This is a genomic window from Collinsella intestinalis (assembly GCF_902364775.2).
Lineage (GTDB): Bacteria > Actinomycetota > Coriobacteriia > Coriobacteriales > Coriobacteriaceae > Collinsella.
Genome location: NZ_CABJEU020000001.1, coordinates 586,712 through 603,102 on the forward strand (window position 1 = coordinate 586,712; position 16,391 = coordinate 603,102).

The following is a 16,391-nucleotide window of genomic DNA, read 5'->3' on the forward strand; positions in this document are numbered from 1 at the left end:
AGAAGGGGAGATTCGCATGAGCGCGCAAGACGCATTCGTGTTCAGGGACGCGACCGTGCTGGATGGCACCGAGAACATGGAGCCCCGCATTGGGCAGACGGTGCTGGTCGAGGATGGTCGCATCGCCGCCGTCGGCCCGGCGGCAGAGGTGGACGCTCCCATAGGCGCGCGCGAACTCGACCTGGGCGGGGCGTATCTGCTGCCCGGTCTTATCAACATGCATGTCCATCTGTGCGGGTCGGGCCGCCCCACAAGCGCCGGCGATGCGGGCGCCCTCATGAAGCGCCTGGACAACCCGGTGGGGCGTGCCATCGTGCGGAGCCTTCTGCGCAAACGCGCCCAGCAGCAGCTAGCCAGCGGCGTTACCACGGTGCGCGGCGCGGGGGACCCGCTGTATGGCGATATCGCCGTGCGAGACGAGTTCAACGCGGGCAAGCACGTCGGACCGCGCCTCATCGCCCCGGGCACGGGCGTGACGGTCCCGGGCGGTCATGGCGCGGGCCTGTTCGCCCAGATCGCCGAGAGCCCCGAGGATGCCGCGGAGCTGGTGCGCGAGATCGCGGCCCACGGTGCCGACGTGATCAAGCTGTTCGTGACGGGAGGCGTGTTCGACGCCGAGAAGGTGGGCGAGCCCGGCGTCTTGCGCATGTCCGATGAGGTCGCTCGCGCCGCCTGCGAGGCCGCCCATCGCCTCGGCCTGTCCGTGATGGCCCATGTGGAGAGCACGGAGGGCGTTCGCGTGGCGTTGCGTGCGGGCGTGGACACCATCGAGCACGGCGCTCCGATGACCCCCGAGATCGTGGATTTGTATCGCGGCGGCGCGGGAACGCAGCTCGAGGGGCGGACGTCGAGTGTGACGTGCACGATTTCTCCTGCGCTGCCGTTCGTGAAACTTCCGCCCGAGAAGACCCATTCCACCGAGGTTCAAAAGGCCAACGGCGATATTGTGTGCGAGGGAATCGTCCAGAGCGCCCGCGATGCCCTGGCCGCGGGCATTCCCGTGGGCCTGGGGACCGACTCGAGCTGTCCGTACGTGACGCAGTACGACATGTGGCGCGAGGTTGCCTATTTCGCCAAGTATGTGGGCGTAAGCAACGCTTTCGCCCTGCATACGGCGACGGCCGTGAACGCCCGGCTGCTGGGATTGGGCGACGAGACGGGCACCGTCGAGGTGGGCAAGTCCGCCGACCTGATCGTGGTCGACGCCAATCCGCTGGACGACCTTTCCGCCCTGCGGGATGTGCGCCATGTCATGTGCCGCGGCGCGTTCGTCGAGCGCCCGCGCGTCAAACACATCGCCGAGCTGGACGAGGAACTCGACTGGATCATGTCCCAGCCCGTTGCATAGAGCCCTCTGACGATAGGACGAAAGACGGCCCGCGACCCTCTTGGTGGGGTCGCGGGCCGTTGCGCGTCCATGGGAATGACGATGGCGAAGTGCCGTTGCGGCTTGCGAGGTTAGGACTTCGTCTCCATCTTGGCCCGGCAGCGCGGGCAGGTCACGCGGAGCTTGCCCTTGCCCTTGGGCACGGACAAGATCTGCCCGCAGTTGGGGCACTTGAGGAAACGCGAGGTCTTGCGCTCCTTCCACATCTTCTGGGCGGTGCGCTTCGCGCGCTCGTACTCGATGTTGGGAGCGGCGGAGGCAGTGGAGCCGCCGGAGGCGTTGCGACCGGCAGGGGTGATGGAACCGAGGCGTGCAACAAGGTTGCCCAGTACGGGGACGCGCTCGGAGAAGGAGCGGAACGCGTTGTTCTCGTTGCAGCGGACGGTGATGTTCTTGGAGAACGCGCGTGCGAGCGCGAGCAGCACGATCGCGAGCGCGATCCACGTCAACGGGTCGAGGTTTGCGATGGTGCCGATGAGGGCGAGCAGCATGCCTGCGCCGCCGAGCACGCAGGTGAGCTCGTCGACTCCGTAGCGGTCTTTCATGAAATCGTTCATGGGTGCCTTTCCCTGTCTGCGCCCGCTGCGCGAACGCCGTCCATGTCATGGTCTCACGGTACCCGTATCCGGGCGCCGCGCTACCACGATACCCCTATTTTGCCAGCTTCTCCACGATGGCTTCGATTTCTGCGAGCTTGGCGTCACGCTCGGCCTGCGTTCCCTGGGTGACCGCCTGTTGCACGCAGCCTCCGATGTGGGCCTTGAGGACGTCGGCGTTGATGCGTCCGATGAGGGATTGCGTTGCCATGAGCTGCGTTGAGATGTCGATGCAGTAGCGGTCCTCATCGACCATCTTCATGATGCCCTCGATCTGTCCGCGGGCGGTCTTGAGCAGGCGCATGGTTTTATCGCGGTCGGCCATCATGGGCGCTTACGCCTCCTGCACGGACAGTGCACGGAATTTCTCGCCCGCGCCGTTCACGGCCTCGGCGAGCTGTTCGGGCGTGACGTCATCGGAGCACTCGACGGTCACGGTCTGCGCCTCGTGGTCGGCGTCGGCGTCGGTCACGCCCACGACGTTGAGCAGCGCCGTTTCGACGGTGGCGTCGCAGTGGCCGCACATGAGGCCCTCGGTCTTGATGATGTAGTTCATGGTTGTTCCTCTCTCTTCGTCTCAATTGGGGCAGGCACCGATTGAGACGATTGATCGATGTGCCTGGGCTGGAAGGTCCTCAGGCGCAGGGCGTTGCCCACCACGCACAGGCTCGACAGGCTCATGGCCGCGGCGCCGAACACAGGCGAGAGCTGCCAGCCGAGCAGCGGGTAGAACACGCCGGCGGCGAGCGGGATGCCCAGCGCGTTGTAGAACAGCGCCCAGAACAGGTCCTGCTTGATGTTGCGGATGACAGCGCGGGAGAGCTCGATCGCACGCGGGACGTCCATGAGGTCGCTCTTCATGAGGATCACGTCGGCGCCCTCTTTGGCCACGTCGGCGCCCGCGCCGATCGTCAGTCCCACGTCGGCGCGTGCCAGGGCGGGGGAGTCGTTGATGCCGTCTCCCACCATGGCGACCGTGCCGCCGTCGCCCTGCAGCTCGCGCACCACGCGCTCCTTATCGGCGGGCATGACGCCGGCGATGACCTCGCTCACGCCGACTTTCGCGGCGATGGCGCGCGCGGTGGTCTCGTTGTCGCCCGTGAGCATGATGGTGCGGATGCCGAGCTTGCCGAGGGCGGCTATGGCCGCCGCGCTCGTTGCCTTGACGTCGTCGGCGACTGCGATGATGCCCACGAGCTCGCCGTTCTTGGCGAAGAGAAGCGGCGTTTTGCCCGCGCGGGCGAGTTCGTCCAGGGCGGCGCGATCGACGGCAACGCCCAGCTCGTCCATGAGGGCGGCGTTGCCGGCGGCGATCGCGTTGGTGCCCTCGCGTGCCGTCACGCCTCGACCCGGGATGGCTGCGAAGTCCTGGACGGTGCGGGCCACGATTCCCAGCTCCTCGGCCCGCGCCATGATGGCCTCCGCGAGCGGGTGCTCGCTACCGCGCTCGAGGGCGGCGGCGAGCTTCATGAGTGCCTTTTCGCTCATGGCGGGCGAGCCGTCCGCGCGGCGGGCGGGCATGACGTCTGTCACGGTCGGTTTGCCCGCGGTGATGGTCCCCGTCTTGTCGAGGACCACGGCGCGCACGCCGTGCAGCGTCTCGAGTACCTCGGCGCTCTTGAACAAGATGCCCATCTCGGCGCCGCGCCCGGTTCCCACCATGATCGCGACGGGCGTGGCGAGGCCCAGGGCGCACGGGCAGCTGATGACCACGACGGCGACGGCCGAGGTGAGGGCTTCGTTCACGTTGCCGCCCGTGGCGATGAGCCACACGACGAAGGTGACGGCGGCGATGGCGAGCACGGCGGGCACGAACACGCCGGCGACCTTGTCGGCCAGGCGTGCGATGGGGGCCTTGGTGGCGTTGGCGTCCTCGACCAGGCGGATGATGCGTGCGAGGTCGGTGTCGGCGCCCACGCGCGTGGCGCGGAAGGTGAAGGAGCCGGTGCGGTTGACGGTGGCGGCGCTCACGGTATCGCCGATGCGCTTCTCAATTGGCATGGACTCGCCGGTGAGGGCGCTCTCGTCCACGGCGGAGGAGCCCTCCAGCACCACGCCGTCGACGGGGATCGCCTCGCCCGGACGCACCAGGATGGTCTGGCCGAGCTGGATGTCATCGGCGTTGACGGTGGTTTGCGCGCCGTCCTCGCCGACGACCGTCGCAGTCTTGGGGGCGAGATCGATGAGGCGCTCGATGGCGCCGCCCGTCTTGGACTTGCTGCGCGTCTCCATGTACTTGCCCACGGTGACGAGCGCCAGGATGGTGCCCGCGCTCTCGAGGTAGAGGTTGTCCATGCCGACCATGTGCGCGGCATGCGGGTCGCCCGCGGTGAGGGCTGCCGCGATGCGGTAGATGCCGACGATCGACCAGCCGATGCTGGCTGCCGAGCCGATGGCGATGAGGGCGTCCATGGTGGGCGCTCCGTGGATGAGCGATTTGAACCCGCTGATGAAGTACGAGTCGTTGACGTAGACGATCGGTGCGAGCAGGAGCAGCTCGGTGAGCGCCACGTTCATGATGTTCTCGGGCGCTCCGAAAAACGCGGGAAGCGGCCAGCCGAGCATGTGGCCCATGCCGAGGTAGAACAGCGGGATGAGGAAGGCGATGGATACGATGAGGCGCCCACGCATGGCGCGTGCCTGGGCCTCGAGTTTTTTGGTGGGGGACTCCAGGCGCGGGGCGGCCGCGGAGGCACCGGTGCCTGCGTTGCTGCCCACCTCGACGGGGGAGGCGGCGTAGCCCGCGCGGTCGACGGCGGCGCAAATCGCATCGGCGTCGACGGCGTCCTCGTCGTAGTCGACGGCCATGGAGCCGGCGAGCAGGTTCACGGCGACGTTCGAGACGCCCTTGAGGTTGCCCACGGCGCGGTCGACATGTGCCTGGCACGCCGCACAGGTCATGCCGCGTACGTCGAATGTCTGGTGAGCCATGTGCAGCTCCTTTCGTAGCATTATCGAGTCTCAGTATACCCCACCCCCCAGGGGTATCCATGCCTGGAATGTGTATTTGGGGACGGGTGCAAATTGCACATGCGGCCAAATCGCGCATACGGCAAGCGGCCGTTGTCATTTTGCCAGGCGGTTTTGCAGCGGCGGAATGCCAATGCGAGCTATAAGCCTGTTGGGCTGATGTGTAATTTGCACCCGTCCCCAAATTGCACATCTGCAGCCCGTATACTTTCCAGCGGTGGAATCTGCTCCACGTGTTCGCGTCAATGCCGTTGGCGAACACGCTCCACCGCGCGGACCGGCCCGCGCACCACTTGTGCATATCGACCCCACAGCGCGGACGGTTTGGCGAGCGCACCCATGTCGGGTGCCGCTGCTGCCGCTTGCCGCGCGGAAATGGACCATTTTGACTTCCACCAACGTCACCGAATTCGATACGACTTCTTCCGGGGCTCCCGCCCCGTCTTTCGCCGACCTCGGCCTTTCCGAGGAGGTTCTCTCCGCCGTCGCCGACATGGGCTACACCGCCCCGACGCCGGTTCAGGCCGCCTCGATTCCGCATGCCCTCGATGGGGAGGATGTTCTCGCCGCCGCTCAGACGGGCACGGGCAAGACGGCCGCCTTCCTGCTTCCCACCATGAACAACCTGCCTCACGTGCCCCGCTCCCGCGCTCGCGGCCGCGTTGCCGCGCAGGGTCCGCTCATGCTCGTGGTCACCCCCACGCGCGAGCTCGCGCAGCAGATCGAGGAGGTCTGCCATGCGATTTGCCTCCGCACCGGGCACAAGAGCGTGACCGTGGTGGGCGGCGTGAGCTACAACCCGCAGCGCGACAAGCTCAAGCGCGGATGCGATATCCTCATCGCCACGCCCGGCCGCCTGCAGGACCTCATCAACCAGGGCGCCTGCAGTCTCGACCAGGTGCAGATCCTCGTACTCGACGAGGCGGACCGCATGCTTGACATGGGCTTTTTGCCCGACGTCCGCCGCATCGTGGGCTACACGCGCGAAGACCGCCAGACGCTGCTGTTCTCGGCGACGCTCGACGAAAAGCAGGTGGGCTCCATCACCGACCTGGTGACCGATCCCGCCCGCGTCGAGATCGCGCCCGTCACCTCCACGGCCGACACGGTTGAGCAGTACGTGCTCCCGGTGTCCCTCGAATCCAAGAACGCGCTGCTCGCGGATGTTCTCAAGCGCGAGGGGTCCAACCGCGTGATCGTGTTCTGCCGCACCAAGCACCGCGCCGACGCCTGCAGCCGCCGCCTCGCCCGTGCCGGCATCACCTGCGCCGCCATCCACGGCGACCGCAGTCAGGCCCAGCGCGAGCGCGCCCTCAAGGCCTTCCGCTCCGGTGAGTGCGACGTGCTGGTCGCCACGGACGTGCTCGCCCGCGGCATCGACATCTCCGATGTCCGCTACGTGGTGAACTTCGACGTTCCCGAGGATCCGGTCGACTATATCCACCGCATCGGTCGCACGGGCCGTGCCGGTGAGGAGGGCTGGTCGCTGACGTTCGTGACCGTTGATGATGTGGACGGGTTCTACGACATCGAGGCCCTCATGGGCAAGACCGCCGAGATCTTCGATGCCGATGGCCTTGAGCTCGGCCCTCATGCGCCCGAGGTCGATCCTGACCGCGTCCCCGCGAAGGCACCCGCCGGCAAGAAGGAGAAGAAGCGCCGCCGCAAGGCCACTGCCCGCGCGAAGGCCGAGCGTTCCAGCGGCTCCAAGCGCACCGATGTGGCCCCGAAGGCTCCCCAGGGAGCCAAGGAGGACGCTCCCAAGCCCTCGCGTCGCAAGCGCCCGGGCAAGACCCGTGTCCATGCCGATGAGGCTTCCGAGCCCGTTGAGCTCCTGACTGCGTCCGAGATTCGCGGTGAGCGCGTCAAGGCGCAGGACCGCCCCGTTTCCAAGTCGACGAAGAAGGGCGGCAGTTCCGGCGGCCTGGCCAACGGCCGCAAGCGCGAGGACGACCGTTCCCGCCCCGAGCGCTCACGCCGCGACGATCGCCGCCGCTCCGGTCGAGAGGACCACTCCGACCGTCCGCGTTCCGACCGCGGCGACTCCGCTCGCAATCGCGGTGTTCGCTCCGGTCGTGATGCCTGGTGCAATTACGATGAGCCCTCCGACCGCCGAGGCCGCGGCGGCCGTGGTGGTCGAGGCGGTCAGCCCGGGAATTCCGCACGAGGGGGTCGTGGCAGCTCCTACGAGCAGTGCTCCGGTGCCCCGCGCTCCGGCCGCCGTCCGGGGGACCGTGGCGGGCGCAGGTAGCGTAAGCGGTAGCCGCCGACGGCGCTCGGATTCTTGCGAGTCCGTCCGTTGAGACGACGATAATTGGTATAGGCACCCCTCCCACCATGATGGGCTCTTCATGGTGGGAGGGGTGCTTTTCGCATATTGGGGCTGAACGGCCAATCTTTTGAGCTGCGTATTTCAGATGCATCGGGTCTCGTTCGGGAACCCATTCGGATATGTTTGCGACATCCTTCAGGGACACTGCCGCCATGTTCGTCTCGGGGCCTTCTCCATGCGGTCACGCTCGTAGCCTGATGGTGATGCGAACGGACGAGGCGAAAGGAGCGCCCATGGCGGACCCGGCTGAGATCGAGAGGGAAGTCGCCCAGATGGCGGAGTATTGGGGCGAGCGAAGGGAGGGGTGGAGGGATGCGGCCGCCGACGAATTCGAGCGGATTGTCATGCCTGCGTGCCTATACGGTCCCGAACAGGATTTTCGGCGACTCCAGATGGTCAATATGTGCTTCACCGAATGGGTTCTGTTCGAGCGTCCATTGCGTGAAGGCAAGACGCCCCTGCAGCTGTATGTCGAAACGCCGCCTGAGGGCACTTCCGAATCCACGGTTGACCACCTGAGGCAGATCGATGAGACGCAGCTCTTTGCGCGCTTCGCCATACTCGATAAGGACCCGGAGACCAGTCGGGCGATGCTGCTCGATGTGGGAACTGACCGTCGCTATGAGGTGTGCGATGGCGCGTTGTGCAAGAATGCGCGCTGGAGAAATGGGACCATTGCGGAGCGCATCGCGTGCGTGGACGGCCTGTGGCAAGTGATCGGACAAGTTCACCTGTACGATCGGGCCGACCCTGATGCGACTCGCGTAGATGGGCCGGGAGCCCTGCATCCGGATGACCTGCGTGCGGAGGACATGTGCGACGCAGGTTTGTTCCTGCGCTTGGTGCGAGACGTCCTCGGTGTCGATGGACGATACGCCCCCACGCTTTCCATGGTATCGGTGGAAGGGGATGCGAGATAAGGCGCGAAATGCCTGTTATGTGAAACCCTCGAGCGGTTTTCATGGGGTGTGTGTGAGGGTGTTCGTCGGATGGTACGGTTCTGCGGATTATCTGTGCCACCTGCTCGTTTGGAGTTAGTTCATGCCCGTTCGCATCATCACGGATTCCGGTTCTGAGTACAAGTCGTCCGACCATCCCGCCCTCGAGGTCCTGCCGCTGACGGTCGCGTTTGGCGACGATGTGTACCGTGAGGGCGTGGACATCACGTACGACCAGTTTTACGAAATGCTCGCCGAGCGCGAAGAGTTTCCCAACACCGGCCAGGCGACGCCGTTCCTGTTCCAAGAAGCCCTCGAGCGCGCCCGCGAGGCGGGCGAGGACGTGGTGATCATTACCATGTCCAGCCGCCTGTCCGGTACGTACCAAAATGCGTGCATGGCGGCTGCCGCCGCCCGTGAGGCGGGGCTCGAGACCGTTCGTGTTGTCGACAGCTTGAACATGACGCTCGGCGAGCGGATCGTCGTGCAGTACGCGCTGCAGCTGGTTGACGAGGGACTTGGGGCCAATGAGATCGCCGATGCCCTGGAGGCGTCGGTGCCCCGTGTGCACATCTTTGGTTTGGTGGACACCCTCGAGTATCTGAAGCGCGGCGGGCGCATCTCCGCCGCCGCAGGTACGGTGGGCGAGCTGCTGTCCATCAAGCCCGTGATCACCGTGACGGATGGAGAGGTCATCGTGCTGGGCAAGGCACGCGGTTCGAAGAGGGGCCGCACCTTGCTGCATCAGGAGATCGAGAAGGTCGGCGGTATCGACTTCGACATGCCCGGAGCGTTGGGCTATTCGGGCCTTTCGGACAAGACGCTCCGCAAGTACCTCGAGGAGTACCGCGATGTGTGGGAGGGCGGCATCGCCGAAGAGGATCTTCCGATCTCCCAGGTCGGAGCTGCAATCGGCGTCCACGTGGGCCCCGGTGGCATTGCGGTCGCCTTCTTCTCCCGCGCCTAGGTACCGTCCTCGACAATATGAATGTCTGGTGATGCCGCGAGATAGCGGTACACTTTCGCGGAAACTGTTCATTAAGTACCCTGAAAGGGGATATGATGGCTGTCCGCATTATCACCGATTCCGGTTCTGATTGCCTGCCGGGCGAACATCCGAATCTCGACGTCCTGCCGCTCTCCATTGCTTTTGGCGAGACAACCTACAGCGCCGACGTAGACCTCACGCGCGAGCGTTTTTACGAGCTGCTCGTCGAAGGCGATGAGTTCCCGACGACTGGCCAGGTCAATCCCTATGCATTTTCGCAGGCGATCTCCCGCGCCCAGGAGGCGGGCGACGATGTGGTGATTCTGGCGCTTTCGAGCAAGCTGTCCGGTACGCATCAGAGCGCCGTCACAGCCGCCTCACAGGCCGATGGGTCCACGGAGGTGCATGTCGTTGACACCAAGAGCGTGACCGTCGGTCAGCACATCCTGGTCGATTACGCGCTCCGTTTGGCCGAAGAGGGCCGCTCGGCAGCCGAGGTCGCCGCTGCTGTCGAGGCCGCCGCTGACCGCGTCTGTTTGGTCGCCCTGCTCGACACCCTCGAGTACCTGAAGCGCGGTGGCCGCATTTCCGCCGCTGCTGGCACTCTGGGGGAGATGCTCTCCATCAAGCCGGTCATCACCGTCGCCGACGGCGAGGTCGCGATCCTGGGCAAGGCCCGTGGCTCCAAGAACGGCCGCAACTTGCTGCGCCAACAGCTCGAGAGCGCGGGCGGCATTGATTTCGATATGCCCGTCATGGTCGGCTACACCGGTCTTTCCGATAAGCTCCTGCGCAAGTACCTCGAGGACAGCCGCTCCGTGTGGGAGAGCGGCATTGCCGAGCAGGACATTCCCTCGGTCATGGTCGGTGCGACAATCGGTACGCACGTCGGCCCCGGCGCCATTGCGGTGGCGTACTTCAAGAAGGCATAGCGCCCTTTCAGATGACGTCGCTTTCGCGGTCCTCGCTTTCGGTTGGGATGATCCGGGCCGAGAGCGAGGGCCGTTTTACCATTCTTTTGAGGAGGGTGGCGGAGCCGCCCGCGCCTGCTAGCGGTAGAATGGAGATGTTCGTGCATGCAGTCATTTAAGGAGGACGCACATGGCGATTTCCGCTCCCATCGATGCAACCAAGACCCCTGCGTGGGCGGCTCTTCAGAAGCACCACGACGAGCTCGTGGAGAAGGGCATCAGCCTGAAGGATTGGTTTGCCGCCGATCCCGATCGCGTTGAGAAGCTCAGCTATCGTGCCGGTGACCTGTACTTCGACCTGTCCAAGAACCTCGTCACCGATGAGACGCTCAAGCTGCTCGTGGACTTGGGTCGCGCTTGCGGCGTCGAGGAGCGTCGCGATGCCATGTTCTCCGGCGAGCATATCAACACCACGGAGGACCGTGCCGTCTTGCACACCGCCCTCCGCCGTCCCGCCAGCCAGAAGGGCGAGCTCATCGTCGACGGCCAGGATGTCGTTGCCGATGTTCACGAGGTCCTCGATCGTATGTACGCCTTTGCCGATCGCGTTCGCTCCGGTGAGTGGAAGGGCGTCAGCGGTAAGAAGATCGAGCACGTGGTCTCCATTGGCATCGGCGGTTCCGACCTCGGTCCCGTTATGGTCTACGAGGCCATGAAGCCCTATCTCGATGCCGGTATCGATTGCCGTTACATCTCCAACATCGATCCGAACGACATGGCCGAGAAGGTGCGTGGCCTCGATGCCGAGACCACGCTCGTCATCATCGTCTCCAAGACGTTCACCACGCTCGAGACGCTCACCAACGCCCGTGAGGTCAAGGCTTGGATGCTCGAGCAGCTCCGCGCTTGTGGGGCCGTCGACGGCAGCGCCGAGCAGGATGCCGAGGCTATTCGCCGTCATTTCGTGGCCGTTTCCACCGCCCTGGACCTCGTCGCCGATTTCGGCATCGACCCTGAGAACGCTTTCGGCTTCTGGAACTGGGTCGGTGGCCGCTACTCCGTCGACTCCGCCGTCGGTCTGTCGCTCATCATCGCCCTTGGGCCCGAGCGCTTCCAGCAGTTCCTGGCGGGCTTCCGCGCTATCGATGAGTACTTCGAGAGCACGCCGCTCGAGGAGAACGTCGTCGCGCTCATGGGCCTCATGAACGTCTGGTACGTCAATTTCTTCGGCGCTGACACGCATGCCGTGCTGCCCTACACGCAGTACCTGCACCGTTTCCCGGCCTACCTGCAGCAGCTCACCATGGAGTCCAACGGCAAGCACGTCCGCTGGGACGGCACGCCCGTCACGTGCCACACCGGCGAGGTCTTCTGGGGCGAGCCCGGCACCAACGGCCAGCACGCGTTCTACCAGCTGATGCACCAGGGCAGCGTCGTGGTTCCCGCCGATTTCATCGCCTTTGCCAACACCTCCAACCCCTTCGTCGATGAGGGCCAGGATGTGCACGAGCTGTTCCTGGGCAACTTCCTCGCTCAGACCAAGGCCCTTGCATTTGGCAAGACGGCCGATGAGGTCCGCGCCGAGGGTACGCCCGAGCAGATCGTCCCCGCCCGCGTGTTCGAGGGCAACCGTCCCACGACCTCCATTTTCGGCGACACGCTGACCCCGTTCGCCCTCGGTGAGCTCATCGCCGTGTACGAGCACATCACGTTCGTCCAGGGCACCGTTTGGGGCATCGACTCCTACGATCAGTGGGGCGTCGAGCTCGGCAAGCAGCTCGCCAAGCAAATCACCCCGGCGTTCCATGACGACGAGGCGCTGGGCCAGCAGGACGCCTCCACCAAGGCTCTGATTGAGTTCTATCGCGCGACGCGCAGGTAGGCAATCGGCTCCGAATCCGTTTTGCAATGAGGCCCCGGGTGCGCCGGGGCCTCGTTTGTTTTGCAAAGAGCAGCTTAATCTCCGAGCGCCCGCAACAAGATATTCCGAACCGCTTTTTCGCAGGTGACGGGGTACAGGCAACGGGCGCTCTCGACGCCGTCATATTCGACGACGCGCTCGATGATGCCGAGTTTTGCTCCGTGCGGGGTGACGTGCCAGCCATCTGCCCGTCGTTCGATTAGGCCGCCCTCTTGAAGCAGCTTGTTCGCTTGATGGGAACGCATCTTGGGGAAGACGCCCGCGCCCGTCCAGTCGTCGAGGACCTTCTGCAGATAACGCGCCTCGCTTTGCGGACTTGCTTTGACGAGTGCCGATGCGCCCTCGCGTACGAGCGCGGCGATGCTACCTCGCTCGGGTAGGGCGTGCGAGCCGGTGTCGAAGGAAGGGGCAAGCGTCGGTCCGCTCTCCGTGCCATGGGCCATTTGGAGGTCGATCAGTTCGTCAATGGTTGTGAAGGGCCTGACATGTGGCTGGTCGTGGCCGATGGCGGTGGCGATGAGTTCGGTTTCTGCCGCCGTGGTGCCGTTGGTTGCCAGGCGCAGCATCGCGAATGAGAACATGCCTGAGCCGCTTCCGGCCAACGCGGTCCTCGCATTGCCTTCGATCACTTGACCGCCCATATCGCGCACGATCGAGTTCTTGCAGCGGAGGCGGCGCCGACGCTGGGCGAGCGCCCTTTCGCCGTCATTCGGGATTTCGGGGCTTGTGTGGCGGTACCGGCCGTCATCGATCTCGATGCACAGGACGATGCGCATGGTTTGTTTGTTGTAGATCACGAAGTCGAATCGTTCCTCACGTCTAGTATCGCCATGTTGGATGAAAGCCTTCTTGTCGGTGGCGTGGAACTCTTCGTCGTCAGTCAGGCGGCGGGAGAGCGCACGAGGGGAGAAGCAGCTTGAGAGCGCGACGCCGCGCGCGACGGCGAGGCCGCGGCCGGCGAGATCGACGCTCTCCAGGGCGTTGCATAGGGCAAGCTCGGCGGCCGAGTCTTCATTGCCGACGTATGTCCGAATGGCCGGAATCTCGTCGAACGCCGAGACGAGGGACGACCGATGGAAGCCGTAGGCATAGTTGCTGATGGGGAACCCCCGCTCGCCCGTGAACGCATCCGATGCGGGGTCCATGCGTCGGCGGGCGTAGTCGATGAGTTTCTGCAAAAAACGCTCTCGTTGTTCACGTTCGACTCGATCGCGCGTGGAGAGGGTCTGCGCTGCGCCACCGGGCGATGGCGGGATATACGTACCGGTGAGTGCAAGCTGCGTTTCTTTGGACATGAGGTCGGTCGAGCAGATGACCACGAGTTCGTCTTTGGCTCGTGAGACCGCCACGTTGATGATCGACCGCCCCTGCGACCAGGGCCAATCCCAGTCCCCGTCCTCTACGGGGAGAAGATACACGGCGTTGTATTCCTGTCCCTGCGTCTTGTGGATCGTCAGGCCGGTCTTTTCCCATGAATCAACGGCCTCGGCCTCGTCGGCGTGGAAGAGGCGCTCGATTGCGGCCGCTCCCTCCGTGTCGACGAGGCGGTCGTAGAGAGCTTCGAGCTGGCCGCGGAACGGGGACACGATGCGCACGGAGAAGCTCGGGTCCGTCTCGAGTCGGGCGCGCAGACCCGGCCACTCTTCGTGCATGAAGATCTCTATCTGCTTGCGGTTCTCCTTGCTCGATTGCGGGACGCCGCGCTTGGCCTTCCGTTCCGAAGCTTCTTTTGCGTTTCGGCGGTCGTGTCGATGCGGCTCCCAATAATCGCCCTCGAACCAGCGGATGCGGATGGGTGTTTGCACGGACCTGTCATAGGCCGGGGTGCGCACGACGAGACCCTCCCCACGGGGCGCGTAAATCTCCTCACTGCAAAAGCCGATGATGCCGGGATGGCACCTGAAATGCTCGTTGAGAAAGGTATGCGGTGCGCCGATCGGCTCGAAGACGGCCTGCGCGGACGCCAGGATGCTCATTCCGTCGCCGGTCGTCACATCCTGCAGGGCATAGGGCGATTTGCGGCCCGGAACGGGAATGCCGGCTTCCTCGGCGCCGCGTGCGGCGGCTTCTGCGGCGTTTGCGTGGTAGACGGGTGGGAGCTGCTCGACATCGCCGACGAGCACCACGCGCCGGGCACTGCTCATCGCGAGCAGGGCAAGTGCGGGCGCACACTGGGACGCTTCGTCCATGATCAGATAGTCATAGCGGAACACGTCGCCGTCGTTGAAGCATTTCTTGAGGGAGTGGATGGTGCTTGTGATGAATGGGCGTTCGCGAAGGAATTCGGAAGCGGTGAGGGCGGGTTCCCAGCCCCCGGTGTCGTGGTGCTCGTTACGGCGAGCCTCCGAATCGTCCCTGACGTCGAACTGCGGTCCCTGTGGACGTTCCTCGTTCCAGGACCGGCGATTCTCGAGCTTGCCCAAGGCGGCGTAGGAGTTGAAGATGCGACGGCGGTTGGGCTCCCGGCCCTCATCCGCCGCCGCATATCCGGCGACTTTCTTGGAGATGTTTGCAATGGCCTCGCCGTTGGTGGACACGACGGCGACGGTCGCGCCGCGTGCGATCATGCAGGAAACCATGTTGAGGATGGTCTCGGTTTTGCCGGTTCCAGGAGGGCCCTGGACGAGCGAGATGTCGGATTCGAGTGCGCGACGGACGGCGAGTCTTTGGCGATCGTTCATCCCATAGGGGCCCTCGATGAGCGCCGCGTCGATCTCGGCGTCGGTCGCCTCGCCGAAGGTCAGCCCGTCTTGCGCCGCTCGGTCCCCCAGATACGCGCGGCAGACGGTGTTCAGGTTTTCCGCGGATGTGAGCCCGGGCGATCCGTCGGCTGCCGGATCGCGATAAAACCAATCGATCTCCCATGGAGGGGTCTTTCCTCCCTCGCCGTTGGGGAAGCTCGACGCGTGCGCGGCGACGCGGAGGTATGAGAGGTTGTTCGAGAAATCGGACATGGTCGCCCCCATGTGAATTTGGGTGCCGTGGCAGGCTCGGGTCGATCAGAACTCAATTGTAGTGTCTTGCAGGGACGAACTCGGCGTGTAGTCGAACGGCGCGGCGTCGATTTCCAATGCGTTCGCTCCGTGCTCCAGCGTGACGGCCATGTCGTGCAGGGGATGGTCGGCCACCTCGTAGCGGCGGACGAGCTCACCGGGCTTGCCGCGCAAAAACAGCCAGGAACGGTCGAGTGGGGTGGCGAGCAACGCGCTGACCGGCTTGTTTGCACGATCGGAGAAGTATCGCGCGCTGGCGGTGTCCTGGAATGCCAGGACGAGCTGCGTGTCGCAGTTGCCGATGATCGTGTTGGCGCCCTCCTCGCCATATCGGGCTGCGAGCTGGCTCGTGGTCTGGCACAACATAGTGCACCAGATGTTCTTGCTGCGTACCACCGAGATCGCCTGCTCGAAGTTGGGGATGTGGAAGTTGCCAAAGTCATCGAGGAACATGCGGACGGGGACGGGCAGCGAGCCGCTGGGCATGGCATCGGCTTCCCTGCCGAGCGAGATGAGCGCTTGGGTCAGGAAGAGGTTGGTGAGTGGGTCGAGCGAACGGTCCATGTCGCTGAGGGTCACGAAGAGCGCTGTGGGCTCGTGGCCCATGCGGGCGAAATCGACCTGGGGGCTATGCGTGTACAGGGCGCGAGCGGTATCGAAGCTGAGGCACATGACCTTCTCCGCGATGATGCCGATGATACTGGCATTCATCTTTTCCGCGCCCATCGTGGCGCGGTAGCGCAGGTACGCCGAGGCGCAGAAGCTTGTCGGGTCGCAGGCGATCACCTCGTCGAGCAGGGCGAAGGTGCCGCCGTCTCCCAGGGAATCCACCAACCGAACAACCGATTCGAAGGTCTGCTCGGCGGCGGGCAGCTGTTCGACGGCGTAGGCGACGAGGCAAGACAGCAGGTTGGCCGCCGCTCGGTCCCAGAAGGGCTGGGCGAGGTCCTCCGCGGGGCAGATCGCCGTTGCGACCGAGAGGATGTCCTGCTGTGAGGGCCTGCCGCTCGCGGCGTCCCGGCGGATGAAGGCGAGTGGGTCGTAGCCGACGGGCGAGGCACAGCGAGGGCAGGCGGCATCCATGTTCGAGAAGTTGATGTTCTGCACGACATAGCCATGGGAGCGCAGCAAGGGGCCCATTTCGCGACAAAGCTGCCCCTTGGTGTCGAGCACGATGAAGCTCGCGTTCATCTGCATCAGGTTGGGCTTGAGCACGTGGCGCGTCTTGCCGGCGCCGGAGGGGCCGATGACGAGCATGTTGTTGTTGATGCGGGTGGTCCAGGTGTCGGTGTCGAGGGTGCGACCCGAGGCGAGGATGGTCGGATTGGAGGTGGGAAGTGCGGTTCGGCTCATGG

General features: G+C 64.8%; 12 protein-coding genes. 6 read left to right on the plus strand and 6 right to left on the minus strand.

The window, feature by feature from the left end; all coding sequences use genetic code 11:
• Positions 1-16: 16 nt before the first annotated feature.
• Positions 17-1,348 (plus strand): amidohydrolase family protein, encoded by a 1,332-nt coding sequence (locus FY258_RS02490; protein ID WP_118102834.1) that lies wholly within the window; start codon positions 17-19, stop codon positions 1,346-1,348.
• A gap of 110 nt (positions 1,349-1,458) precedes the next feature.
• Here the strand turns inward: FY258_RS02490 and FY258_RS02495 are convergent, their stop codons facing one another.
• The 4 genes from FY258_RS02495 to FY258_RS02510 all read right to left on the minus strand — a co-directional run bounded on the left by FY258_RS02495 (position 1,459) and on the right by FY258_RS02510 (position 4,914).
• Positions 1,459-1,944, minus strand: coding sequence for a hypothetical protein (locus FY258_RS02495; protein ID WP_118102836.1), 486 nt, complete (start codon positions 1,942-1,944; stop codon positions 1,459-1,461).
• 94 nt (positions 1,945-2,038) lie between these two features.
• Positions 2,039-2,311: a metal-sensing transcriptional repressor gene (locus FY258_RS02500; RefSeq protein ID WP_118102838.1), complete on the minus strand. Its 273-nt coding sequence runs from the start codon at positions 2,309-2,311 to the stop codon at positions 2,039-2,041.
• A gap of 6 nt (positions 2,312-2,317) precedes the next feature.
• Positions 2,318-2,539, minus strand: a complete 222-nt coding sequence (locus FY258_RS02505) for a heavy-metal-associated domain-containing protein (RefSeq protein ID WP_118102840.1) — start codon at positions 2,537-2,539, stop codon at positions 2,318-2,320.
• Positions 2,536-4,914, minus strand: a complete 2,379-nt coding sequence (locus FY258_RS02510; protein ID WP_259324408.1) for a heavy metal translocating P-type ATPase — start codon at positions 4,912-4,914, stop codon at positions 2,536-2,538. The genes FY258_RS02505 and FY258_RS02510 overlap by 4 nt, the downstream gene beginning before the upstream one ends.
• 424 nt (positions 4,915-5,338) lie before the next feature.
• On the opposite strand from FY258_RS02510, the gene FY258_RS02515 reads away from it, so the two are divergent.
• The 5 genes from FY258_RS02515 (at position 5,339) to pgi (ending at position 12,004) form a co-directional block, all read left to right on the plus strand.
• Complete coding sequence (locus tag FY258_RS02515) at positions 5,339-7,204, plus strand: DEAD/DEAH box helicase (protein ID WP_259324409.1); 1,866 nt, start codon at positions 5,339-5,341, stop codon at positions 7,202-7,204.
• 314 nt (positions 7,205-7,518) lie between these two features.
• Positions 7,519-8,205 carry a hypothetical protein gene (locus FY258_RS02520; RefSeq protein ID WP_259324410.1) on the plus strand — a complete coding sequence of 229 codons (687 nt, stop codon included), beginning with the start codon at positions 7,519-7,521 and terminating at the stop codon, positions 8,203-8,205.
• 121 nt (positions 8,206-8,326) lie between these two features.
• A complete protein-coding gene (locus tag FY258_RS02525; RefSeq protein WP_182279382.1) occupies positions 8,327-9,190 on the plus strand; it encodes a DegV family protein in 864 nt (287 codons plus the stop codon).
• 95 nt (positions 9,191-9,285) lie between these two features.
• A complete protein-coding gene (locus FY258_RS02530) occupies positions 9,286-10,143 on the plus strand; it encodes a DegV family protein (protein ID WP_182279383.1) in 858 nt (285 codons plus the stop codon).
• A gap of 169 nt (positions 10,144-10,312) precedes the next feature.
• A complete protein-coding gene (gene pgi / locus FY258_RS02535; protein ID WP_118102846.1) occupies positions 10,313-12,004 on the plus strand; it encodes a glucose-6-phosphate isomerase in 1,692 nt (563 codons plus the stop codon).
• A 74-nt stretch (positions 12,005-12,078) separates the two neighbouring features.
• Here pgi and FY258_RS02540 read toward each other — a convergent pair whose 3' ends face one another.
• Together FY258_RS02540 and FY258_RS02545 are read right to left on the minus strand one after the other, a co-directional pair.
• A complete protein-coding gene (locus FY258_RS02540; protein WP_182279384.1) occupies positions 12,079-14,997 on the minus strand; it encodes a DEAD/DEAH box helicase in 2,919 nt (972 codons plus the stop codon).
• 45 nt (positions 14,998-15,042) lie between these two features.
• Positions 15,043-16,389: a VirD4-like conjugal transfer protein, CD1115 family gene (locus FY258_RS02545; protein WP_118102850.1), complete on the minus strand. Its 1,347-nt coding sequence runs from the start codon at positions 16,387-16,389 to the stop codon at positions 15,043-15,045.
• Positions 16,390-16,391 lie beyond the last annotated feature (2 nt).